This is a genomic window from Streptomyces sp. NPDC088745 (assembly GCF_044751045.1).
In the GTDB taxonomy this organism is placed as follows: domain Bacteria; phylum Actinomycetota; class Actinomycetes; order Streptomycetales; family Streptomycetaceae; genus Streptomyces; species Streptomyces cremeus.
Window position 1 is genome coordinate 270,309 of record NZ_JBIVLB010000010.1, and the last position, 22,768, is coordinate 293,076.

The window sequence follows — 22,768 nt, forward strand, 5'->3', positions numbered from 1 at the left end:
AATGGGCGCACAGTACGAGTTCGGACTTCTGGGACCGCTTGAGATCCTGCGCGACGGGCTGCCCGTCGGGCTCGCCGCCACCCGGCTGCGGGTGCTGGTCGCCGCCCTGCTCCTCGACGCCGGCGGGGCCGTCCCCGTGGACACGCTCGTGGCACGGATGTGGGGCTGCGACCCCCCGCGGGGCGCCCGCAACACCCTGCAGAACTACGTGCTGCGGCTGCGCCGCGCGCTGGGCCCCGAGCTCGTCCGCACCCACGGCCGCGGATACGCGATCGACGTCGATCCGACGGCCCTGGACACGCACCGCTTCGCCGGACTCGTACGGCTGGGGGCGCGGGCGCTGGAGTCGGGCGACCCCGCGGGCGCGGCGGCACTGCTGCGCGAGGGGCTGGGGCTGTGGCGCGGGGAGCCGCTGTCGGACCTGCCGGGCGAACTGTTCCAGGACGTCGTCCCCGGGCTGCTGGAACAGCGGCTGCACGCACAGGAGTTGTGCATCGACGCGGACCTGGGCCGGGGGCGTCCCGCGGACGTCCTGCCCGAACTGTGCACGCTCACTGAGCGGCACCCGCTGCGCGAACGCTTCTGGGCCCAGCGGATGCTGGCGCTCTACCGGTGCGGGCGGCAGGGCGAGGCGCTGGCCTGCTACCGCAGGGTGGGCGCGCTGCTGGCCGAGGAGCTGGGCGCGGACCCGGGGGCCGGCCTGCGGGAGACGCACCAGCGCATCCTGACGGCCGCTCCGGAGCCGGCCGCCGTCCTGAGACCGGCCGGCGCCGAGAAGCCGGCCGCCGCCCCGGAACAGATCCCTCGTCCGAGTCGGGCCGACGCGGCCGAACCGGCCGGCGACCCGGGCGGTGACGCCCGCTCCGGTTTCGGGCAGCCGGGGAACCTGCCCGCGGAGACGACCACCTTCGTCGGCCGCGAGAGCCAACTCGCTGCTCTTCACGACCTGTTGGAGCGGTCGCGGCTCATCACCCTCACCGGCGTGGGCGGTGTGGGCAAGACCCGGCTGGCCCTGCGCGTCGCCCGGCAGGCGGCCCCTGCCTTCGCCGACGGAGTCTGGCTCGCCGACCTCGCCACCCTCTCCGAACCGGCCCTGCTGGACCGGGCGGTCGCCGACGCCCTGGGCGTGCGGGACCAGTCGGCCCGCCCCGCCGCCGACGCGGTCGCCGCACACCTGCGCACCCGCAGCGTCCTGCTCGTCCTGGACAACTGCGAGCACCTGGTGGACGAGGCCGCCGCGCTCGCGCTGCGGCTGCTGCGGGCGGCTCCCGGGCTCCGGATCCTGGCCACGAGCCGCGAGCGGTTCGGCGTACCGGACGAACACGTCCTGGTCGTTCCCGGCCTCACCCTGCCGGACCCGCAGAGCACCGCGCCCTCGGAGGCGCTGCGGCTGCTCAGCGAGCGCGCGGCGGGCTGCGCCCCCGCCTCGGCGCGCGGCTACGCCGACAGCGCGCCCGCCGCCGAGCTCTGCCGGCGGCTCGACGGCATCCCGCTGGCCATCGAGCTGGCCGCCGTCCGTCTCTCCTCGCTGACCGTCGAGCAGGTCCTGGCCCGGCTGGAGGACCGCTTCCGGCTGCTGGCGTCCCCGCGCACCGGCTCCCCGCACCGGTACCGGCACACCCTGCGCGGCGTCATCGACTGGAGCCATTCGCTGTGCTCCCCCGGCGAGCGCCTGCTGTGGCACCGGCTCGCGGTCTTCACGGGCGGCTGCGACCTGGAGGCGGCCGAATCCGTGTGCGCGGGCGACGGCATCGCCGCCCACGAGGTGCTGGACCTGCTGACCGCCCTGGTCCACAAGTCCGTGGTCGTCGTCGAGGAGACGGGCGGCGCGGCCCGCTACCGCCTGCTGGAGACCATCCGCCAGTACGGCAGGTGCCGGCTGGAGGAACAGGCGGGCGCGGCAACGGAGTTGCGGCTGCGGCACAGCGCCCACTACCACCGGATGACGGTGCGGGCCGCCGCCGAGTGGTGCGGGCCCGCCGAGGTCGACTGGCTGCTGCGGCTCCGCGCGGAGGTGCCCAACATCAGGGTCGCCCTGGAGTTCTGCCGCGCCCACCCGGGCCGGGCCGCCGTCGGCGTGGAGACCGCCGTCCATCTCACGCGCACCCGCTTCTGGTTCTTCGGCTGCACGCCGAGTGAGGGGCGGCACTGGCTGGAGAGCCTGTCCGGCCCCCGCGAGGACGTGCCCGAGGAGCTGCACGCCCTGGCCACCGCCATGAAGGCGTGGATCGCGCTCTGCCAGGGCGACCGGCCGGCGGCGCGGGAGTTCACCGACGCCTGCCGGGCGGCCGGGCGGCGGGCGCGGACCGCGCGGTCCGCGCCCGTGCTGTACATCGAGGGCGCCTACGACTTCCTCGTGGACGGCGGCCCCCGCTCCGTGGAACTGTTCTCCCGCGCCCGGGACGCCTTCCGCTCCGCCGGGCACACCGGCGACGCCCACATGGCGACCATGATGTGGGCCATGGCCGCCGCCTTCCTCAGCCCCCGGGAGACGGCGTGGTTCGCCTGTCGTACGTACCTGGCCGAGGCGGAGGAGAGCGGCGCCGCGTGGGCGTGCTCGTGGGCCGTGTGGTGCACGGGCCTGACCGAACTGCTGCACGGCGAACCGGGGCGCGCCCTGGGCCTCCTGCGGGACGCGCTCGTCCGCCAGCGCGCCATCGACGACAGTTGGGGCCCCGTGTGGGGCGTGGAGACGATCGCCTGGACGGCCGGCGCGCTGGGGCACCCGCGGCACGCGGCCCGCATCCTGGGCGCCGCCGACCGGCTGCGCCGCGTCACCGGCGTCACGCTCACCGGCATCCGGCCCTTTCACCGCGAGCACACGCGTACCGACGCCCTGGCCCGGGAGGGTCTGGGGCCGGCGGTGTACGCGCAGGAGTGGGGCCGGGGCGCGGCCGCTCCCGACGGCATCGCCCTCGTGCTCGCCCTCGTCGACGAGATGCTGTCGCACGCCGGGCCCGACGGTCCGCCGGTCTGAGCCGGCACGGCGCCGCCGGGCCCGGCGGGGTGCGGTGAACACGCGGTGACGCGCGACGGAGTGCGGCGGGGTGCCCCGGCGCTGTCGGCCGGGGGGACGCGGAATCCCCTCGGCCGACGCTCCGGTTCCGTCAGCAGGCGCGGACGGAGGACACCCGGTCGCCGATTCCGTGGAACTGAATGGGACCGACGTAACTGTCGAGGATCCGGGTCAGTTCCCCGCCGTAGCCGGGACGGTCGTACAGGCACCAGGTCTTGCCCGAGATGTTCTTGACGGAGCGGACGTTGTTGTCCAGGGCCCCGCCGGCCACGCCTCCCAGGTCGAACACCCCGCGCTCCATCGTGATCACCCGGCCGTCGCCGTGGTCGCCCGTGTAGATGCAGAAGCCCCACGGCACGCAGTGCCAGTCCGCGGGCGGTTCCTGGGCGGGGGCGGGGGTGGCGGCGAGCACCCCGGCGGCCGTGAACAGGGCGGTGACCAGCACGTGGGCGAACTTCGTCTTCTTGGCACGCATGGTGGAACTCCGTTTCGGTGCGCGCCGGGCGTACCTCGCCCGGCGCGGGAGCGGTCTTCTCTGACGGCCTTCACGCTTCCAGCCGCCGCTCTCACCCCGCTCACTCGCCGGTCACAGCCGCTCCGCCGACGTCCGGCGCTCAACCCCCACCGGCCCCACGCGGTCCTGTGGAGCAGAGGGTTCCGGTCGTACGTCTGACGGCCGTACGCTCGCTCGCACCATCTGCACCTCCCGCACCTCCCGCAGAGCAACAAGGAGCACGGATGACGTTCATGACGGTACGGAAGACCGCACGGGCCGGCGTGGTGACGCTCGCGGCGGCGGCGCTGGCGGCAACCGCCCTCGCCGTTCCCGCCCAGGCGTCGACGGACGCGTCCCGCGGCCCGGCGGGCCACGACGCGACCCGGCGCGCGATGGACGCCTCGGTGAAGGCGGGCATCCCCGGCATCACCGCGCAGGCGCGGGACGCGCGCGGCGTCTGGAAGGCGGCGTCGGGCGTCGGCGACCTCACCACCGGCGCGCCGCGCGGTGTCAACGACCGGTACCGGATCGGCAGCATCACCAAGACGTTCGTGGCGACGGTCCTGCTCCAGTTGGAGGCCGAGGGCAGGCTCGACCTCGACGACACCGTCGAGCACCACCTCCCCGGCCTGGTCCGGGGCAACGGCAACGACGGCAACAAGATCACCGTGCGTCGGCTCCTCAACCACACCAGCGGTCTGTTCGACTACCTGGCCGACGAGGAGTACCTCAACACGTACATGCGCGGCGACGGCTACCTCAAGCACCGCTACGACACCCTGTCGCCCCTGAAGCACGTGAAGGTGGCGCTGCGCCACCCGCCGTTGTTCGCACCGGGCAAGAAGTTCTCGTACTCCAACACCAACTACGTCCTGGCCGGGCTGATCCTGGAGAAGGCGGGCAAGCGGTCGTACGAGGCCCAGGTCCGGGACCGGATCATCAGGCCGCTCGGGCTGACGGCCACGACCAATCCCGGCAACGGCATCCACGTTCCGCGCCCCAGCAGCCGCGCCTACTCGAAGCTGTTCGCGGCACAGCCCGACCGGATCGACGACGTCACCGAGATGAACGGCTCGCAGGGCTGGGCCGACGGCGACATCATCTCCACCAGCGGCGACCTCAACCGGTTCTACCGCGCCCTGATGCGCGGCCGGCTGCTGCCGCCCGAGCAGTTGAAGGCGATGAAGACGACGGGCCCGTCCACCGGCCTCCCCGGCATGTCGTACGGGCTCGGCATCATGAAGATGCGGACGAGCTGCGGCACCACGCTCTGGGGCCACGGCGGCGGCATGGTCGGCTCGCTCTCGTGGGCCCTGACCACGGAGGACGGCCGCCACCAGTTGGCGTACAACCGCAACGGGGACTGGCAGCGGCAGGCTCAGGACCCCGTCACGGAGGCGGAGTACTGCCGCTCCTAGGAGCGGCGGGCCCCGTCTCCGCCCGGGGGGCGGGGCCCGGCCGCCGGCGCAGGGGGTGGGCGCGGGTGTCGTGCCAGCGCCGGCCGTCCCAGGTGATCAGGTCCACGTGGCGCACCCGCGTGCGTACCGGGAGGGACGGCGCGAGCTGCTCCTCCAGCGCGTCGTACGCGCGGCGCCAGACGTCCGGGCCCTCGCCCTTGGTGACGGTGAGGTGGGGGTCGAGTCCCCCGTCGCCGAAGACGCCCCAGTAGGGGACGGCCCGCGGCCAGCGGGCGGTCAGTTCCGCGCGCAGGGCGGTGACCGGGGCGTGCGGGCTGGGGGCCAGGTAGAGCACGCCCGGCCAGCGCCGGAAGGTGTCGAAGGTCAGGTCGAAGGAGTCGTACGAGGCGACGATCGCGGCGAGTTCCCGTTCGGCCTCCTCGGTGAGGAGGCTCTCGTGCAGGAACGGGAACAGGACCGTCACATGGGCCGGGAAGCCGGCCCGCACGAGGTGGTCGGCCTCGGGAACCTTGATGGTCAGCGCGGTGTCCCCCACCGCCAGCGGCCAGCCGGCGGCCCCGCTGTCCTCGCGCTGCCGCGTCCCCGCCCGTGCTGTCTCCGTCGCCATGCCATCCATGATCGCTGGTCCGGGTGGGCGGGTGGGCGGGTGGCCGGTGCCTCTGTCCCGGGCGGCGGGGTGGGCGGGTGGCCGGTGCCCCTATCCCCGGCGGGCGGGCCCGTCACCCCAGGTGTGACTTGACCTGTTCGTAGACCTTCCGGTCCTCGTGGAGGCCGCTGTGGTCCAGGCAGTCGGTGGTGGTGTTGCGGGCTCCGGCCAGGGCGACGCTGTCGCGCGGGCTGATGGTGTTGTCGCAGGGGGAGGCCCAGGTCGCGTAGCGGGGCGTGCCCGGCGTCTCGTCACCGGAGTTGAGGGCGCTCAGGAACTCCGAGCCCGGCCGCATCTCCACGCACGAGGTCTGGTGGCACCAGTTCGCGAGGGTCGTTCCGTGGTTGGGCCCGGCGAGGGAGACCCAGGCGTCCACCTTCGCGGCGCCGGCGAACTTCTTGAGGTAGTGGCGGGAGGAGAGGCTTCCCATGGAGTGGGCGACGACATCGACCCGGCGTGCGCCGGTACGGTCCAGGACGCGCCGGATCTCCTCGGCGAGCCGGGCCGCGGTCACGGTGTTCGACTGGGCGGTGTCGTAGGTCCACTGGTCCAGGCGGTTCGACGGCACCCCGTCGGCCCGGAAGCGGCTCGCCATGGTCTGCCAGATGGAGCCGTCCGAGTTCCACCCGTGGACGAAGACGACCGGGTCGGGAGCGGCTGCCGGGCGCGGGGGCTGGGCGGGGGCCGCGAACGCGGTGCCGGGCAGGAGGGACACGTACGCGAGGAGGAGCGTGCACGCGCTCCGCGTCAGGTTTCTGATCACCGGAACTGTGTAGCGCGCACACGGTCCGGGCAGCACGGCCCGGCGGCGGGATTCACCCGTACGACAGCACGTTCCGTCGCGTTCCGCCGCGGCGGCGCGCCCGGGCGGGCCCGTCCGGTCAGATCGTGTAGCGCTGCCAGAACGTGACGGCGCTCCTGGGGTTGTTCGCCGAGTTGGACTTGTGCGCCACCAGGCAGAGGTAGTGCTTGCCGTTGAGGGTGGTGCGGTCGTTCACCGCGTACTGCTGATTGACTTTCCACGCCGAAAATCCTGCGGCCATGTGCCGGCCCCCTTCCCACCGCCGGCGCGCTGCCGACGTTCCAGATCATCCCACGGGGCGCGCGGGCCGCGGCACGCGCGCTGCCGGACCGGTGCTAACCGGGGGCCGGGGCCGGCTGCGCCTCCTGCCAGGCCGCCGCGCACAGGGACTCGGCGACCGCGGCCGTGTAGCGCGCGGAGGCGAGCCACTGGATGGCGAACCCGTCGGTGTCGGCGGGCAGCAGGCGGCCGAAGTGGTCGCGCTCGCGGGGGGCAGCCGCCGCGCACAGCGCGGTGAGCAGCCCGGCAGCCGTGGGCAGGCCGGCGCGGCGGACGCGGCCGGCCTCGGCGGAGACGTCGCCGAGCGTGCCGAGGGCGGCGCGGCCCGCCAGGACCGCCTGTTCGACCCGGCGTTCCAGGAGGTACGGGGCCGAGGTCGCGCCGGGTGCGGACGGCGGGAGCGGGACGGAGGGCGCGGGGGCGGGGAGGTCGGCGCGGCTCAGGCGGTCGAAGCCGAGGTCGAGCGTGCCCTCGCCGGTGGGGTGCGAGCAGGCGAGGAGGGTGAGCCGGGGGTGGGGGGCGGGCACCAGGCGGCCGATGATCCGCAGCCGTGTTCCCGGGGCCGCGGCCAGGAGGTTCAGGTTGTCGCGGTGGGCCAGGGCGGGTTCGTCGTCGGCGGCGGCGAGGTGGACGGCCGGGCCTCCCGGGAGGCACCGGGCGAGCAGGCAGGCGCCTCCCGGCTCCGCTGCGGCGCCGAGGAGTTCGACCTCCAGGAAGAGCAGGTCGCTGCCGCCGGTGGCCGGGGCGTCGTGGCGGGAGGAGAACCGCAGGGCGCGGGCGGCCTGTTGGGAGGGAGGCGTCTCCCACAGGGCGGCGAGCGGTGGTTGCGTCCAGGCCGTGCCCCGGGCGGCGACCGCCTTGACGCCCTTGCCCGCGCCCAGCCGTCCGTCCGGTGAGACCGTCGCCCCCGAGACCGCCAGGCCCGCCCGGCCCAGCTCGCGGTGGGTGAGCGCGGTGTCGCCCAGGCGCACGGCCCGGTCGGCGACGCCCAGAGCGCGTCCGGCGCCGCCGGGCGCCACGTCGCCGACCGTGAACAGGCGGCCGTCCGCCGCGGCGACCCAGGTGCGGGCGCCGCCGTGCCCGGTGTCGGTGATCACGGGTTCGGTGAACAGGCCGTGGAGGCGGAGCGATCCGTCGGCGCTGTACGGGCGGCGGGCCTGGCCCCGTGCGGCGGCCAGGTCCGTCCCGGACGCCGTCCGCACCCGGTGCGCGGTGCCCAGGAGCTGGGCCAGGGCGGTGACCAGGTCGGCGGTGCGGTAGGAGGGGTCGCCGGTGCGGGCCGCGCGCAGCAGCGTGACGACGGACAGGGCGGCGCCGGCGGCGCGCGGGAGCTGCCGGAGGCGGGCGGTGTGCGCGGCGCGCAGGAGTGCCGACTGGGTGACCGCGCCGGCTCCGTCGACGCCGGACTCCAGGACGGCGGCCCCCGCCGACCAGAGGGCGTCGGCCGCGGCACGCTCGGCGGGACTCGCCGTCTCGGGAGGGGAGGCGGGGCCGGGGGCCGGGGTGGGACCGGCTGCGTCGGCGGCGCGGGCGGGCTCATCGGCGGGGACCGACGGGGGGCCCGGCACCGGGTTGGCACCAGCGGCGGCCGATGCCGCTTCCGTCGCCGGGGCGTCGGTGCCGGGCTCCTCGGCGGGGGCCGGCGGCGGGTCCGCCACCGGGGCCGCGCAGGCGGCGGCCGCACGGTGGACGCAGGCCGGGGCGAGGAGGCAGCCGCAGCTGAGGGCGTCCACCGTGCGCACCGCCCCGCCCGGGGCGTACAGGCGCAGCTCGGTCTCGTCGTCCACCGCGATCGTCACCGTGTCCCCGTCCCGGCGGGCCGGGCGGGCGGCGAGCTTGGCGACCGCCGCGTCCAGGCGCTTGCGCAACCGGGGCGAGAGGTCCTCGACCAGCGTGGCCGTGACCTCCGGTGCGACGGGCGGCAGCGGGGTGGTGGTCATGCGGTCTTCTCCCCTATCCAGCGGGCCAGTTCGAGTGGGCTGAGGGCCGCCACCGGCATCCCGGCGGCCACGAGCTGCCCGGCGACGCCCGTGGAGTAGCGCGGCCGGCCGGCGTCGTCCAGGCTCGCGCAGCCCAGGACGTGGCAGCCGGTGGCGACCAGGTCGCGCACCTCGGCCAGCAGTCCGCCGAGCGGGGCGCCCTCCTCGAAGTCGCTGATGACGACGACGAGGGTGCGGCTGGGCACCTCGACCAGGCTGCGGGCGTGCCGCAGTCCGGCGGCGATGTGCGTGCCGCCGCCCACGCTCACCTCCAGCAGGAGGGAGAGGGGGTCGTGCACCTGGCCGGTGAGGTCGACGACCTCGGTGGAGAAGGCCAGGAAGTGGGTGCTCAGGGTCGGCACCCCGGCGAGCACGGACGCGGTCAGCGCGGACCAGATGGTGGACGCCTCCATGGACCCGGAGACGTCGGTGACCAGGATCAGCCGCCAGTCGGCCGAGCGCCGGGCGCGGCTGCGGAACACCGGTTTCTCGGGGATCACCCGGACCGTTCCGTCGGCTGTCCGGCGGGCGGTGGCGAGGTTGGCGCGCAGGGTGCGGGGCAGGTCGAGGCGGCCGCCGGGGCGGTGGGTGGGCCGGGCCGTCATGGTGCCGGTGAGGGCGGGGCGCAGCCGGGTGGCGAGCTGCCGGGTGAGTTCGTCGACGAGGTGGCGGACCAGCGGGCGCAGGGCCGCGAGACGGGCTTCGGGGAGGCCGCCGGCGTACCGCAGGACCGTGCGGAGCAGCGCCACGGACGGGGTGACGGCCGCCGGGTCGAGTGCGGCGAGGACGTCCTGGCGGCCCGTCGTGGCCGCGGCGGCGAGGACTTCCTCGCGGATGCCGGGGCCGAACAGCGCGGCCAGCTCCTGCGACCATTCGCGCACCCCGGGGAACGAGGGCTCGCGGCCGCCGCGCCCTCCGGTGCCCGCGTCGGGCATGCCCGCGCGGGAACCCTCGCCGTGTCCCGTGCCGTACAGCTCGTCCAGCGCGGTCGCCAGACGGGCGGCCCCGGCGGGCAGTCGGCCGGGACGCCTGCCGAGGACGAGCCGCCAGCGGTCGGCGGGCGCGATGGTCCGCGCGGCGGTGCGGGGGGCGGGCGGGCCGCCGGGGGGCGGCAGGGGGCCGTCGTCGGGGGCGGGGGGCGGGACGGGCAGGCCGAGGCCGGCCAGGAGGGCGCGGGCCGAGAGGTCGGCGGCCGCCCGGCGGGCCAGTTCGGCGGGGTCGTGGCCGCCGGGGAGGTCCACCCGTTCGCCCAGCCGGTCCTCGACGGTGTCCAGGAGCCGGTCGCGGGCGGCGGGGCTCAGCGTGTCGAAGCCGCCGCGCAGGGCGGGCAGCCGGGCCAGGAACGCGCTGTCGTCCAGTTCGACGACCCGGCGCAGCAACGGGTCCAGCGCGCCGGTGCCGACGGTCAGGAGGGGGCCCGCCACGGTCAGGAGGCCGGTGAGGCGGGCGGTGAGCGCCGACCGGGAGGAGCTGTCGGCGGCTCCGTCCACCCAGGAGGCGACGCGGCCGCCGAAGGTGTCGGCGTCCTCGTGGCCGGTGAGCACCCGGACCGCCCCGGCGGCGGCGGCGATCAGCGGGGTGCCGTCGGCGGCCAGCCGGGCGAGGGCGCCGGTGAGCCGGATGCCGCCCAGCCGGTCGGCGCGCTGGGCGAGTTCGAGCAGGGCGCGGGCGTCGGCGGGCTCCTCGGAGCCGGTCAGGCCGTCGACCTGGCGGACGGCCGCCGCGGTCAGCAGCTCCGCCGCGTGCGCGGTGCGGGCGGCACGGGCAGGGGCGGAGGTCGTGCCGGGGTGGGTGTCGGGGGCGGTGGGGGTGTCGGTGGCCGCTGCGGGGGTGCCGGGGGTGGGAGGGACGCCCGAACCGGAGGGCACGGCGGGAGCAGGGCGGCCGGGGGAGGCGCGGTGGCCCTCGGGTGGGGCGAGGCCCGGCAGGTGGCCGGCGTCGATGCGGTCCAACAGGTCGAGTCCGGCGAGGAGTTCGGGCAGGGTGGCACTGGCGGGGAGTACGTCCGCGAGTTCCGCCAGGCGTGCGTCGGCCAGGGCCGGGAGCTCGCACTGGGCGGCCTCCGTGAGGCCGCGGACGACCTGTGCGGCCGTCGGGCCGCCCTCCGCGCGCTCGGCGGCGTGCCGTTGCCGCAGCAGGCCCTCGGCCGCCTGGGCCGGGGTGACTCCGCGCGCTCCGGCCGCGGTGAGCATCGCGGCCGTCGCCGGGGTCCAGCGCACCTGCCAGCGCGTGGTGAGTCCCTCGGTGCCCGCCGCGCCGGTGACCGTCTGCTCCTGCGCGTAGGGGATGCCGCACACCGACAGCCGGCGCAGCAGCAGTTCGCGACGCCGGTCCAGGGCGGAGCGCGCCGGGTCGAGCCGCAGGTCGCGCGGTGTCCTCTCGTACGCGTCCGCGGGGCCGGGGAGCGAGAGCGCCGCGGTCTCCGCCTCGACGGCGGGGCCCAGTCCGCCGCGCGGCGCGGCGGGCGCGGGCCGTCCCGTACGCCCGCCGACCAGTACCTGTTCGAGGGCGCGGGCGACGGCGCGTCCCGTGCCGTAGGTCTCGCCGCGTCCCAGCACCGTCTGCACGGCTTCGAGGAGTTCACCGCGGCCGGGGGCGGGCAGCGCGCGCAGGCGGGCGAGGTCACCGGCCACGCGGACGACCTCGCGCGCGTCCGCCGGGCCGTAGGGGTGACCCTGTTCGCGCAGGGCGGCGCAGAGCCGGACCGTGGTGCGGATCAGTGCCTCGTGCAGCGCGGCCGGGTCCCCGGCGGCGTCCAGGACGGTGTGCTGCCACTCCGGGTCGCGGATGCCTGCCGGGTAGCCGGACCGGGAGTCGAGCAGGGGGTACGCGTACGGGACCAGGGAGACCGTGCAGGCGGTGGGGGCGCCGCCGTCCGGCCCCGGCCCGTGCGACGGGTCCGGGGTCCCGGGTGCGTCCGTCGCGTACGGCACGAAGACCCCTTCGGCGGCCGGAAGCAGCGCCGGGGTGTGGAACGCGCCCACGACCACGGCGGGCCGCTGTCCGTCCGCCAGGGCCTTGGCGAGGTGGCCGCGCATGCACGCCTCGCGTGCCAGGTCCGTGCCCGGCACTCCGCCGTGCGCCTCGGCCTCGTGGCGCAGCGCCCAGCCGGTGAGCAGGGCGGCGCGGCGGATCGCCTCGGGGGTGGAACCGGGTGCCTGGGCCTCCACCAGCCGGTCCCACAGGTCGTCGCCGTCCCGGCCGGTGAGCCGGGACCGGAGTGCGGCGGACAGCCCGGCCCCCTCCCCCGGGCCGGCGGCGGGAGCCGGTCCTTCCGGTCCGCCCCGCGCCCAGGCCCGGTCGGCCAGCGGGAGGTCGCAGGCGACGGCCGGGACCCCGTTGCGCGCGGCCCAGCGCAGGGCGACCAGTTCCGGTGAGAAGTCGGCGAACGGGTAGAAGGCCGGGCCCCGTTCGTCCGCCGGCCCGCGTCCGTCGGCGGGCACGGCGGCCAGGGCCACCGGGGCCCGGGTCTCCTCGTGGGCGAGCCAGCCCAGCCAGGGCTGGAACTCGGCGGGCAGTTCGACGAGGAGGACGTCGGGGGCCGCCGCGTCCAGCAGCGCCGGGAGGGCGGCCGCCAGCGAGGGGGCGTGGTGGCGCACGCCGACGAGGAACGGCGCGCCGGGCCCGGCCGCCGCGAGGGCCGCCACGGCGGCCTCCGGGGCGGGGGACGGTGTCCGGGTGGCGGGCCGTGCCGCGGCGGCCGGGTGCGGCGCGGGGGTGGTCGGGTGGCTCATCGGTCAGTTCTCCAGCACCGCGCGCAGGTCCCACAGGGCGCGCCAGGTGGCCGAGCCCTGCTCCGCGCGCCTGCGCACCGGGCCGTCCCAGTACCCCAGCAGCCGGGCCGCGTCGGCGGGGTCGTCCTTGCGTACGACGCCGAGCAGGTGGCCGGGCAGGAGGGACAGCACGTCCCGGTCGCCGGGGAAGTAGGCCGCTGCCAGGCCCAGGGAGCCCCCGACGGAGACCGCCTCGGCGGTGCTCATGACGGTGGAGGGGCGCTCGACCTCCCAGCCCTCCACGGAGCGGCCCTCGCGCAGGTCCCGGAAGGCGGTGACGAGTGCTTCGAGGATCGCGTCGTCCACCTGGTAGGCGGCGCCGACGCGTTCGACGGCCGCCCGGGACTGGCGGCGGACGAGCGCGGTCTCCGCCGCCACGTCGCCGATGGGGCCCACGGTCTCGAAGTTGAAGCGCCGCTTGAGCGCGGCGGACATCTCCGAGACGCCCTTGTCCCGCAGGTTGGCGGTGGCGATGAGGGTGAACCCGGGGGCCGCGTGCACCTGCGCGCCCTCGGTGCCCGCGAGTTCGGGGACGGCGATGCGCCGCTCGGAGAGCAGGGAGACCAGGGCGTCCTGGACCTCCGGGAGGCAGCGGGTGACCTCTTCGACGCGGGCGACGGCCCCCCGGGTCATGGCGGTCAGCACCGGGGAGGGCACCAGGGCCTGCCGGGAGGGGCCCTGGGCGAGCAGCAGGGCGTAGTTCCAGCCGTACTTGAGCTGGTCCTCGGTGGTGCCGGCGGTGCCCTGCACGGTGAGCGCGCTGGTTCCGCAGACCGCCGCCGAGAGGAGCTCGGAGAGCATGGACTTGGCGGTGCCCGGCTCGCCCACGAGGAGCAGGCCGCGCTCGCCGGCGAGGGTGACCACGCACCGTTCGACCAGGGCGCGTTCGCCGACGAACTTCTGCTCGACGACCAGGCGGCGCGGTGTCCCGGCGCCCGGCCGTGCGCCCTTGGGCAGGGCCAGGGCCTCGCCCGCGCTGCCGGTCACGAACGTGACGACGGCGCGCGGGGTCAGCAGCCAGCCGGGCGGCCGGGGCCCGGTGTCGTGGGCGGCGAGGAAGGCCAGCTCGGTGGCGTACCGGTCCTCGGGCAGGGTGACCTGGCGGTGCTCCCCGGCGGGTCCGGCCGGGGGCGCGGGGGTGGAAGCGGTGGCGGTGTCGTTCGTCATCGGCGGCGGCCCTTCCGGGGTGCGCGGGTGTCCAGTTCTTCGAAGGCGGGGGCGTCGCCGCCGCGCACCCGTGCCCAGGCGGCTGCGTACAGCGCGGGCACGGACAGGTGGGGGATGGTGCGGGCGGAGCCCGCCACCGGGTACAGGCCTTCCTTCCAGGTCTCCAACGGCAGGCCGGGGGCGCCGCGTTCGAGCCAGCCGCAGGGGAGGAACAGGCTGCGGCCCGCGCGCGAGCGCTTGGCCTCCACGACGAGGTCGGTGGCGGCGAGTTCCGCCCGGGCCTTCTTGACGCGGGCGGGTTTCCACCCGGTCCAGCGGACGCAGTTGCGGTCCGTCGGGTCGGGCAGGGCGAGCAGCATCAGGTACAGGGCGGCGGCGTCCGCGCTCAGGCCGAGGGCGTCGGCGGCCTCGCTCACCGTGCCGGGCACCGTGCGGGCCGGGTCCTGGGCCGGGTGGTGGGGGGAGCCGTCGGGGGCGCCCGCCGCGACCAGCGCGTCGGTCTCCTCGCTCAGCAGGGCGCGCAGGGCGAACAGGTCGTCGGTGCGGTGGGGGCTGACGGTGCCCTCGACGAGGCCGAACGCCGGGTCGTCGGGGCCGGTGAGCCCGGCCGGGCGGATCAGCAGCCGTTCGTTGTCCCCGTGGCCGGGGGCGAGGAGCAGCGCCGTACCGGCCCTGACCAGGCCGTCGGCGGCCGCCCCGCCGGTCTCGGGGAGTCCGTGGGCGGCACGGATCGCGAGGCCGACCGAAGTCCCCGACTCCGTCCAGTCCAGGCCGAGTTCCAGCACCAGGAGCGGGTCGGCCAGACGCTCGCGCAGGACCGCCAGAGCGGTGGGCAGGTGTGCCCGCAGGGGGTGCCCGTACGGCAGTGCGTAGGCGAGGGTGCTCAGGGCGGTCCGGGCGCTGCGGAGCACACCCTGCGCCGGCACCCGGCGCAGCTTCGGGCCGCCGGTGCCGTCGGGCACGTCCGTGCCGTGCGCGAGCCAGCTCCGGGCGCCCGCGTTGAGGATCAGGTCGACGGCCTCCGGGGTGGTGCCGGTCAGGTCGAGCTCCAGTTCCTCGGGGACGCGGACGAGGGAGGCCAGCCGCTCCCGCCAGACCTCGGCCGCGGCCCGCACGTCGGGGCCCGTGGCCCACAGCTCGGCCGGGTCCTCGGGCAGCAGCGCCCGCAGCAGGGCGTGCCGGTCGGCGCGGGGCAGGGCGTTCAGGTTGTTCTGCGCGGCCTCGAAGGCGCGGGTCTTCACCCCGAGGAGGGCGAGCGCCTCGGGGCCGGGCTCGCTGACGGCCGCCGACAGCAGGGCGGCGGACTGGAGGGGGCCGATTCCGGTGGCGGTGTGGAACGCCTCGGCGGCTTCCGGGCGCCAGGGGGCCGGGCCGTGCTCCCGTACCAGCGCGACGAGCCGGGTGAGCCGGTCGCGGCCGACGCCCTGGGCGTACACGCGCTCGCCGCCGACGGTGAAGCCGGGGACGGGGCCGAACACACCGGTCGGATCGTGGTCCAGGGCGGTCCAGCGTGCCGCGTCGCGGCGGTCGTTGTAACCCCGGTCGGCGATGATCACGACGGTGCGGGGACCTCGGCGCAGCACCTGGCCGAGGCGGGGCACGCACTCCTGCCAGCCTGCTGCCCGGGCCGCGAGCGGCTCGACGAGCTCCACCCGCCGGACCGTGCCCGCAGGGTCGGCCAGCGGGCCCGCGGCGAGGGTTTCCAGCAGGACGAGGAGGCCGGCGCGGTGTGCGGCGGAGGTGGTCTGCGAGGCGGCCCGGAGGGCCAGCCGGGGCAGCGTGTCGAGGAGGGAGGTCCAGGTCTGGGCGTCGCCGGGCACGGTGCACTCGTCGCGCTGCCAGCCGTCGACGGCGGGGAACGGCGTCGTGGCCGGGACGGGCGGGCCGAACGCGGGCTCGCCGCCGAGGACGTGGTTGACGGCGAGGATCTGCCGGATCGTGGTCCAGCGGCTGTCGCCTCCCCACCAGCCTCCGTGGATGCGCTCGGAGTTCCAGGCGGTGGCGTCGCGCAGCGTGGTGTCGTCGGCGTGTTCGGGCTCGTGGTCGAAGAACATGCCCTTGACGCGTGCGGTGTCGCGGGGTGCGGCCGGCCGGTCGGGCTTCGGCGGCTCCAGGTAGCGGGCGGCGGCGGCCGATCGCTCCACCGCGTTCCTGACGAGCGCGGCGACGCCCGCGCGGAGCCGGGCGTCGGTCACCTTGGGCAGCACCCGCGCGACGGCCTCCTCGCTCATCTCCTGCACGGAGGGCCCGGTGTACTTCTCCGCGGCCCGGAATGCCTCGTGGTGGCGGGCGACGGCGGCGGCGACCTGCCGGAACAGCTTCCGCACCCGCGAGTCCGTCAGCTTCCGCAGCGCGGCGGAGCCGCGTTCGTCCCTGGGGCGCAGGGCGTGCCAGTAGGGGACGGGAGGCACGTAGGGGGTGCCCGCCGCGTCGTTTCCGCCGCGGGAGTCGGCGGTGACGGACCACAGGGGGCCGCCGGTGCCGTCCGTGTCCGCCGGGTGCGCTTCGACGGACCGGTGGTGCAGGACCGCGACGGGCCGTGTTCCGCCGGGCAGGCCGAGGGCGCCGAGCGGCACCCGGGAGCCGCCGTCGGGCAGCGGGTCCGGCAGGGCGACCGTGCGGCCGTCGGGGGTGCCGGTGACGATCCGGTGCCCGTCGGCGGGGGCAGCGGTGCCGGGCTCGGTGACCGTACGGCGGACCCAGCGGCCCAGGACCGCGCCGTCCGTGCCGAACGGGGTGCTCTCCAGGCCGGGTTGCAGGGGCAGCACCTGGCAGTGCTCGGCGAGCAGCCGGGTGCCGTCGAGCACTCCGGAGCGCAGGAACGCGGGGAGGGACGCGCGGCCGTGCGTGCCGGTGGCCGGGTCGTACTCCAGCCACACCCGTCGGGTGCCCTGGCGGCCCTCCCGCCACAGGGCGGCGCCGTCGCCGATGACGGCGCGCTGGGGCGGGAGGGCGGTGTCTCCCGCGTGCAGGGCCTTGCCGCCGGTGGCGCGGCCGCCGCCGGGCAGCGGCAGGCACACGTCGTCGAGGGCGCCGGAGCCGCCCCAGCGGAGGGACTGCTCGCCGCCGACGGTGAACACCTCGGCGGGGCGGTGCGACCAGTAACCGCGCATGGCGCCGTCCTCCCACCACATGACCAGCAGCTCCCCGTCGACGTAACGGAAGGCGTAGGTCCGCCACGGGTCGTCGGTGGCGGGCACCCGCAGGGTGTGCCGCAGCAGCACCCCTTCCGGGCCGACGACGACGGCCCGTTCCAGGGTGTTCAGGACGAGCGCGGGCCAGGCGCCGGTGACCCCGACGCTCTCCGATCTGCGGTGCTGCCGGCGCGTACCCGCGGGCCGCTCGATCTCGGCGGCGAGTTCGGCGTACGTCTCGTCCAGGGCGGGCCAGCCCAGTTCGTCGAAGACGCCGGTGCGCAGGGTGGACGCGAGCAGCGGCAGGAGGTCGTGGCGCTTGAGGAGGCGCACGGCCTCCGGGGCGACGTCCGCGACCACGGAGCGGAACGGCGAGAGCCGCTGGAGTGCGGCGCGCAGCCCGGGGAGTCCGCGCGCGGCCGTGTATTCCCCGGCGCGTGCGGTGAGCCACTCCCGGAGGATCTCCGAGAGCACGGGGTGCGCCGCCAGCTCGGCCAGGCCGGTCTCGAACGAGTGCTGTCCGCGCTGCCCGCCGAGACCGCCGACGGCCCGGCCCAGCAGGGCGCGGAACAGGGGATGCCGGGCGACGGCGGTGAGGTCCCGCGCGCCGGGCGCGGTGTCGGTGAGCCAGTTGCCGACCGGAAGGGCGGGCGGCTGACCGTGGCCCGTGCCGTCCTCGTCCGGCTCGGCGACGGGGATGCCCGAGGCCAGGCAGAGGTCGAGGAGGTCCAGGTCGGCGTTGCGCTGCCAGCGGCCCTGGAACAGCTCGACGGGAGTGCCGTCGGCGCGCAGCCGGTGCGCCATCCGGGCGGTCAGGTCGAGGGTCTGCGGGCTGCGGCCCGCGGTGGCCCGGTCGCGTCGGCGGTGCGCCTCCCAGCGGGCGAGCCAGTCCGCCGGGGAGACCGTGGCGGAGGGGGCGTGGCCGGAGGCGGTGGAGGTGTCGGGGAGGGCCGTCAGCAGGTCTTCCGCACCGCACTCGGCCAGCAGCGCCAGCCACTGGGACTCGCCGTCCGTGTCCTGGTCGCTCTCGCTGAAGCTGTCGGGGAAGAAGCCGAGGAGCCGGACCCGTACGGCCGCGTCCTCGCGGGCGAGGGCGACGAGGGCCGAGCGGTAGGCCGTCCAGAACGAGGCGGGGGCGCGGACGACTCCCGGGGACCCGATCAGGTCGGCCACCAGGTCGCGTTCGGCGCTCGCGCGCTCCAGTCCGGCGGCCTTGACGAGGGCGCGCACGTCCTGCGGCAGCGCCGCGTACGGCGGCATGCCGGCGGCGCAGCGCTCGACCAGCAGGCGGCGGAACTGCGACCAGGCGGAGGCGGGTTCGAGGCGGGCCGCCAGGTCGCGCACGTACTGGCGCAGCGCCTTGACGGTCAGCGCGCCGGCGAAGGCGAACTCCAGGAAGACGGCCCGCTGCCGGTCCTCGTCCACGACCAGCCCGTGCACCCGCTCGGCCTCGCGGGCCTTGCCGAAGAAGGAGGCGGCGTAGCTGGTGTTCTCGGCCTGGAGGAAGAGGCGTGCCACCTGTTCGTAGTAGGTGGGCAGGAAGTGGGGTACGGCCCGGCCGAGTCGGGTGCCCAGGGCGTCGAAGCCCTCCTTGGCGGCCCCGGCGCGGGTTCTGGCCTGTCGGCCGAGCCGTTCGATGTCCTTGACCAGGGCCAGCGCGTGGTGTCCGTTGGCCGGGTCGTTGACCAGGGCCCAGGCCGGGAAGCCGAGCGTCTCGCGGCGCACCTGGCCCACGACGGGGGCCTCGGCGGTCCGGGCCAGGCCGAGGAACTCCAGGGCCAGGTCCTCGGCCTCGCCGAGGGTGCCGGGCACGAGCCGGACCACGGGGCGGTCGCCCAGGGCGGGGTGGGTGTAGGTGCGGGCGGTCAGCGCGTCGGCGTCGTCCCGGTCGGTGGTGCGGGCGGGGAGGATCGCCCCGGCGTCCAGCAGGGCCGCCGCGCGGGCGCCGGCGGCGGGCGTCGCGGTGTTCACGCCCGAGGCCTGGGCGGGGAGGGGCGTCGCGCCGGGAGAGGCGGCGCCGGCCGTCGTGGCGTTCGCCGCCGGGGAGCCGGCCGTCGCGGCGTTCGCCGCCGTGACGTTGGCCGTCGTGGCGTTCGCCGCCGCGTTGTTCGTCGTGGCGTTCGTCGCCGCGTTGTTCGTCGCCGCGTTGTTCGTCGTCGTGGTGCTCATGCCGCCCGCTCCTCGTCCTCGACGTCGCGGCCCGCGTAGAGCGCCGCCGCCATGCGCATGCCCTCGGACCACGCGACGCGGCCGACCTCGGCGGCCGTCAGCGCGCGCCCCGAGGGGTCGGTCCAGCCCAGCGGGCCCGTCTCCGTGTCGTACTCGCCGTATCCGTCGTTCTCGCCGATCCAGATGCGGGCCTCGACGGTCGCGCCGTCCTCGACGACCGGGCAGACCGCGTATCCGCCGCGCGAGCGGTAACCGAGCTGGGTGACGCGGCCGTGCAGGAAGCGCAGTTGCTTGAAGACGCCGCCCGCGTAGGTGTCCACGGAGGTGGTGTCGGGGGCGAGCCCGGCCGGGCGGCGCCACACCTCGCGGAACAGTTGCTCCACGTTCTGGCGCACTTCCAGTTCGACCGCGAACTCCCGCAGGTCCTCGAGGTCGTCGAGGAGAACGGGGTGGGGCACGCTGACGACGTCCGGAGTGATGCGGACCGTGTCGCCGTCCAGGTCGACGAGCCCGAGGCCGCGCTCGGGGTCCACGTCGCGCAGGAACCCGGCGACCCCGCCGTCCGCACCGGTGACCACGACGTCCCGCAGGGCCGCCTGCCACGCCGGGTCCGGCCAGACCCGGGCGAGCACGGCGGTGGGCACGGGCAGCGAACGCACCATCCACTGCTCGACGTCGGTCCTGCACCGGCGTTCGTGCCGGTCCAGCCACTCCGTGAGCTGCCGGAGCCCGACGACCGCCGGGTCGTCCTTCAAGCCTGCCGGGACGGACTTCAGCCGCCGGCCCTTCCCGTTGCGGCAGACCACCTTGCCCGCCTCCAGGGCGACTTCGTAGTCGCCCGCCGGAACCCACCCCATGCGCTGTTCTCCCCGCTGTCTCGAACGGTGCTGTCTCGAACGGTGCTGTCTCGAACGGTGTTGGCTTCGAACGGCCACCGGTCCGGCGGCACGTTGCTGCGTCCCGTCAGCGGCAACGCACCGTGACGAGTGGAACAGACTGTAGGTGTCACCACTGACAATGCGTTCGAGCGGATGCCGGATCGGCCGGCGAGGAGGAACGACGCGGACGTTCTTCGACGGTGCGTTGAGCGCCGGTCACCGACAGTTCCAGGTGGAGAGGCGCCTCGGTCCCGAGGACGGCGAGCGGTCCTGAGCCGGCTCGCGTGTGATCATGCAAGGGACCGGGACGGCGTCCCCGCCCGCCGGCGGCGCGGCGGGACGGAGAGAAAGGGGTGCCGAGCATGTCCGAACAGCGGGACCGCTGGGCGCAACTGACCGACGGGCAGGCCGGGGAGGACTACGCCCGGCGTTTCGCGCGGCTCGCGGAGTCGGGCCACGACGTGCACGGCGAGGCCGCCTTCTGCGCGGCCCTGCTGGCGCCCGCCGCCCGCGTGCTCGACGCCGGCTGCGGCACCGGCCGGATCGCCGTCCGGCTCGCCGAGCTGGGCCATCGCTGCACCGGCGTGGACATCGACTCCTCCATGCTCGCCGTCGCCCGCCGCGAGGCCCCCGCCCAGGAGTGGCTCCTCGGCGACCTGTCCCGGCTCGACGCCCTGGGCCTGGAACCGGACTTCGACCTGGTGCTCGCCGCCGGGAACGTCGTCCCGCTGCTGGCCCCCGGCACCGAACCCACGGTCGTACGCCACCTGGCTTCCGCCCTGCGCCCCGGCGGGCTGCTGGTCACCGGCATGGGCCTGGACGCGGCCCATCTGCCGTTGCCGGAGCCGACGGTGACCCTGGCGGAGTTCGACCGCTGGTGCGCCGACGCCGGGCTCGTCCTGCGGCAGCGCTGCGCCACCTGGGACGCCGACCCCTACGAGGACGGCGGCGGTTACGCCGTGAGCGTGCACGCCCGCCCGGCCGCCCGGCCGGACGCCGGGCCAGGTGGCGTGTCGGACCGCTGACGTATCCTTCCGGCCGTCCCACACCGACGGTAAGGACCGATCCGTGACTGACCTTTCTGCCTTCCCGCTGCCCTTCCTCGCGTCCCCGACGACGGCGTACGCGAAGCCCCGCACGCTGCGGGAACTGGACATGATGCGGTGCAGCGCCCTGATCCGCTCGAAGCCGCAGTGGTTCGTGAAGAGGAACGACCCCGAGATCGTCGCCCGGTGGACGCGCGAAGCCCTCGACCAGGGCATGACCGAAGCGCAGATCCGGTACGTGCTCGACGAGCTGGCGTACTACGCGGGGCTGCGGGACGAGCGGACCGGCGCGGAGGCGGCGGCCGTCGACGGGGTGTGGCACTCGGACACCCTGGTCGAGGACGGACTGCGGGAGCGGCTGCGCGCGGCGGTGCGGGTCCTGGAGGAGGTCCCCGAGGAGGAGAAGGACTGGCACCCGGGCTCGGACGGCCAGGTGCTGGACCTCATACATCCCTCGTTGTTCTGCCTCGTGCAGGGGGTGAGCGGGGGCCCCGAGCGGGCGTGGCAGCACCCGGAGGTGCGGGGCGCCCAGTTCGAGTACTCGAAGCGGTTCCAGTGGCTGCCCACGGACGTGGAGGTGGCCGAGGACGGCACGGTCGCCTTCCGGTCGTACGTGAACAACGTCCACCCGGTGGACCACCGCGAGCTGGCGGCCGTCCTGCCGGAGCTCTTCGCCCGGGCGCGGCCCCTGCTGGAGAACGTGCTGACGGACCTGCGGCACCCGCGCCCGCCGCGCATCCGGGCCGACCCGTACTCGTGGTACGACGGCACCGAGCCCGTCGAGCCGGAGGGCGAGGACGGGGACGAGGGCTACGAAGAGGCGTACGCGGCGTACGAGACGGCGCAGGACAACTGGTGGTACGACCGGGTTCCGGCCGTACCGGACGCCCCGGAGTTCGTCGCTCCCGAGCCGGTCCCGGCGGACGCCCGGGTGGACCTGCGCGGCCGGCGTCTCCAGGTCATCGTGAAGCTGGCCACCCTCCACCTCACCCCGGAGAAGCCCGAGTACGCGGGCGGCTCCTGGCACGTGGAGGGGATGATGAACGAGCGGATCGTCTCCACCGGCATCTACTACTGGGACAACGAGAACATCACCGAGAGCCGGCTGGGCTTCCGGGCGGCGCTCGACGACCCGGAATACGAGCAGAACGACAGCAACGGCATGAGCGACGTCTACGGGCTGAACGACGAGGACCCGCTCAACCAGGAGCTGGGGGCGGTGGCCACCCCCGAGGGGCGCTTCCTGGCCTTCCCCAACACCCTTCAGCACCGCGTCGGCTCGTTCCGCCTCGCGGACCCGACCCGGCCGGGGCACCGCAAGATCCTCGCGTTCTTCCTGGTCGACCCGTCGGCGTCGATCGTCTCGACCTCCGACGTCCCGCCGCAGCAGCCGTGGGCCGAGACCTCGACGATGACGCTGGAGCAGGCGAAGGACTTCCGCGAACAGCTCATGCAGGAGCGGAAGTTCTTCGTCTCCGCGCACAACAACGAGCTCTACGAGCGCGAGTTCTCCCTCTGCGAGCACTGAGGCACCGGGGCACCCGAGCGGTTGAGCCGTCGGGCGGACGAGCGGACGCGGTGGTGTCACGCCCTCGAGTTCCTGCCGCGCCCGGTGACCCGGTGACGTTCCGGGTCCCCGGGCGCGGCAGGGGGGGCGGGCACCGCTGTCGCGGCTAGAAGTAGTGCTTGCGGCCGCCGATCGCGCGACCGGTCGCGCCGAGGATCCACAGCACGGCTCCGACCACGACGAGGATGCCGCCGACGGTCGTCAGGAGCGACACGTGGGCGAGGATGCCGATGATGAGGAGGATGACGCCGAGGACAATCATGGGAATTCCGATCTTCAAGACTTCGGTGCGTACGGCCTTGCGCCGACCGCGGGGCAGCAACCGCTTCGCGCCGGTCAGGCGCTCGATTTCTGCGGTGCGACGATCATGTGCCCACCTCCTGGCACCTCATGCGCCG

General features: G+C 75.8%; 14 protein-coding genes. 4 read left to right on the top strand and 10 right to left on the bottom strand.

Going from position 1 to position 22,768, the window contains the following annotated elements; all coding sequences use genetic code 11:
* Window position 1: 1 nt before the first annotated feature.
* Complete coding sequence (locus tag ACIP93_RS25505) at window positions 2–2,977, top strand: AfsR/SARP family transcriptional regulator (RefSeq protein WP_401761984.1); 2,976 nt, start codon at window positions 2–4, stop codon at window positions 2,975–2,977.
* Between the two features lie 130 nt (window positions 2,978–3,107).
* Here the strand turns inward: ACIP93_RS25505 and ACIP93_RS25510 are convergent, their stop codons facing one another.
* Window positions 3,108–3,491 (bottom strand): peptidase inhibitor family I36 protein, encoded by a 384-nt coding sequence (locus ACIP93_RS25510; protein ID WP_345227340.1) that lies wholly within the window; start codon window positions 3,489–3,491, stop codon window positions 3,108–3,110.
* A 263-nt stretch (window positions 3,492–3,754) separates the two neighbouring features.
* On the opposite strand from ACIP93_RS25510, the gene ACIP93_RS25515 reads away from it, so the two are divergent.
* Window positions 3,755–4,930, top strand: coding sequence for a serine hydrolase domain-containing protein (locus ACIP93_RS25515; RefSeq protein ID WP_401761986.1), 1,176 nt, complete (start codon window positions 3,755–3,757; stop codon window positions 4,928–4,930).
* Here the strand turns inward: ACIP93_RS25515 and ACIP93_RS25520 are convergent.
* The 8 genes from ACIP93_RS25520 to ACIP93_RS25555 form a co-directional block, all read right to left on the bottom strand.
* Window positions 4,902–5,537 carry a 2'-5' RNA ligase family protein gene (locus ACIP93_RS25520; RefSeq protein ID WP_401761987.1) on the bottom strand — a complete coding sequence of 212 codons (636 nt, stop codon included), beginning with the start codon at window positions 5,535–5,537 and terminating at the stop codon, window positions 4,902–4,904. The two genes, ACIP93_RS25515 and ACIP93_RS25520, sit on opposite strands and share 29 nt — an antisense overlap.
* Before the next feature lie 112 nt (window positions 5,538–5,649).
* On the bottom strand, window positions 5,650–6,339 hold the full coding sequence (locus tag ACIP93_RS25525; RefSeq protein ID WP_401761989.1) for an esterase/lipase family protein: 690 nt from the start codon (window positions 6,337–6,339) through the stop codon (window positions 5,650–5,652).
* Between the two features lie 118 nt (window positions 6,340–6,457).
* On the bottom strand, window positions 6,458–6,619 hold the full coding sequence (locus ACIP93_RS25530; RefSeq protein ID WP_345227347.1) for a carbohydrate-binding protein: 162 nt from the start codon (window positions 6,617–6,619) through the stop codon (window positions 6,458–6,460).
* A gap of 94 nt (window positions 6,620–6,713) precedes the next feature.
* Complete coding sequence (locus tag ACIP93_RS25535; RefSeq protein ID WP_401761991.1) at window positions 6,714–8,597, bottom strand: hypothetical protein; 1,884 nt, start codon at window positions 8,595–8,597, stop codon at window positions 6,714–6,716.
* Entirely contained in the window at window positions 8,594–12,370 is a 3,777-nt protein-coding gene (locus tag ACIP93_RS25540) for a DUF5682 family protein (protein WP_401761993.1), read from the bottom strand. The genes ACIP93_RS25535 and ACIP93_RS25540 overlap by 4 nt, the downstream gene beginning before the upstream one ends.
* 3 nt (window positions 12,371–12,373) lie before the next feature.
* Entirely contained in the window at window positions 12,374–13,576 is a 1,203-nt protein-coding gene (locus tag ACIP93_RS25545; protein ID WP_401761995.1) for an AAA family ATPase, read from the bottom strand.
* The gene (locus ACIP93_RS25550; RefSeq protein WP_401761997.1) at window positions 13,573–18,879 is read right to left on the bottom strand and encodes a hypothetical protein; all 5,307 of its coding nucleotides are present in this window, start codon (window positions 18,877–18,879) and stop codon (window positions 13,573–13,575) included. Before ACIP93_RS25550 ends, ACIP93_RS25545 begins: the two co-directional genes overlap by 4 nt.
* Window positions 18,876–19,736, bottom strand: coding sequence for a DUF4132 domain-containing protein (locus ACIP93_RS25555; RefSeq protein ID WP_401761999.1), 861 nt, complete (start codon window positions 19,734–19,736; stop codon window positions 18,876–18,878). The genes ACIP93_RS25550 and ACIP93_RS25555 overlap by 4 nt, the downstream gene beginning before the upstream one ends.
* Window positions 19,737–20,119: 383 nt before the next feature.
* Here ACIP93_RS25555 and ACIP93_RS25560 point away from each other — a divergent pair, with 383 nt between their 5' ends.
* Both ACIP93_RS25560 and ACIP93_RS25565 read left to right on the top strand, forming a co-directional pair.
* A complete protein-coding gene (locus ACIP93_RS25560; protein WP_401762001.1) occupies window positions 20,120–20,782 on the top strand; it encodes a class I SAM-dependent methyltransferase in 663 nt (220 codons plus the stop codon).
* Window positions 20,783–20,825: 43 nt separating this feature from the next.
* Window positions 20,826–22,331, top strand: a complete 1,506-nt coding sequence (locus ACIP93_RS25565; protein WP_401762003.1) for a DUF4246 domain-containing protein — start codon at window positions 20,826–20,828, stop codon at window positions 22,329–22,331.
* A 145-nt stretch (window positions 22,332–22,476) separates the two neighbouring features.
* Here ACIP93_RS25565 and ACIP93_RS25570 read toward each other — a convergent pair whose 3' ends face one another.
* Window positions 22,477–22,632 carry a DUF6131 family protein gene (locus tag ACIP93_RS25570; RefSeq protein WP_345227363.1) on the bottom strand — a complete coding sequence of 52 codons (156 nt, stop codon included), beginning with the start codon at window positions 22,630–22,632 and terminating at the stop codon, window positions 22,477–22,479.
* Window positions 22,633–22,768 lie beyond the last annotated feature (136 nt).

What these genes read in the sequence shown, in the direction of transcription:
- ACIP93_RS25505 (WP_401761984.1), top strand. Translation starts at nt 2, where the DNA reads ATGGGCGCACAGTACGAGTTCGGACTTCTGGGACCGCTTGAGATCCTG.
- ACIP93_RS25510 (WP_345227340.1), bottom strand. Translation starts at nt 3,491, where the DNA reads ATGCGTGCCAAGAAGACGAAGTTCGCCCACGTGCTGGTCACCGCCCTG.
- ACIP93_RS25515 (WP_401761986.1), top strand. Translation starts at nt 3,755, where the DNA reads ATGACGTTCATGACGGTACGGAAGACCGCACGGGCCGGCGTGGTGACG.
- ACIP93_RS25520 (WP_401761987.1), bottom strand. Translation starts at nt 5,537, where the DNA reads ATGGCGACGGAGACAGCACGGGCGGGGACGCGGCAGCGCGAGGACAGC.
- ACIP93_RS25530 (WP_345227347.1), bottom strand. Translation starts at nt 6,619, where the DNA reads ATGGCCGCAGGATTTTCGGCGTGGAAAGTCAATCAGCAGTACGCGGTG.
- ACIP93_RS25535 (WP_401761991.1), bottom strand. Translation starts at nt 8,597, where the DNA reads ATGACCACCACCCCGCTGCCGCCCGTCGCACCGGAGGTCACGGCCACG.
- ACIP93_RS25540 (WP_401761993.1), bottom strand. Translation starts at nt 12,370, where the DNA reads ATGAGCCACCCGACCACCCCCGCGCCGCACCCGGCCGCCGCGGCACGG.
- ACIP93_RS25545 (WP_401761995.1), bottom strand. Translation starts at nt 13,576, where the DNA reads ATGACGAACGACACCGCCACCGCTTCCACCCCCGCGCCCCCGGCCGGA.
- ACIP93_RS25550 (WP_401761997.1), bottom strand. Translation starts at nt 18,879, where the DNA reads ATGAGCACCACGACGACGAACAACGCGGCGACGAACAACGCGGCGACG.
- ACIP93_RS25555 (WP_401761999.1), bottom strand. Translation starts at nt 19,736, where the DNA reads ATGGGGTGGGTTCCGGCGGGCGACTACGAAGTCGCCCTGGAGGCGGGC.
- ACIP93_RS25560 (WP_401762001.1), top strand. Translation starts at nt 20,120, where the DNA reads ATGTCCGAACAGCGGGACCGCTGGGCGCAACTGACCGACGGGCAGGCC.
- ACIP93_RS25570 (WP_345227363.1), bottom strand. Translation starts at nt 22,632, where the DNA reads ATGATTGTCCTCGGCGTCATCCTCCTCATCATCGGCATCCTCGCCCAC.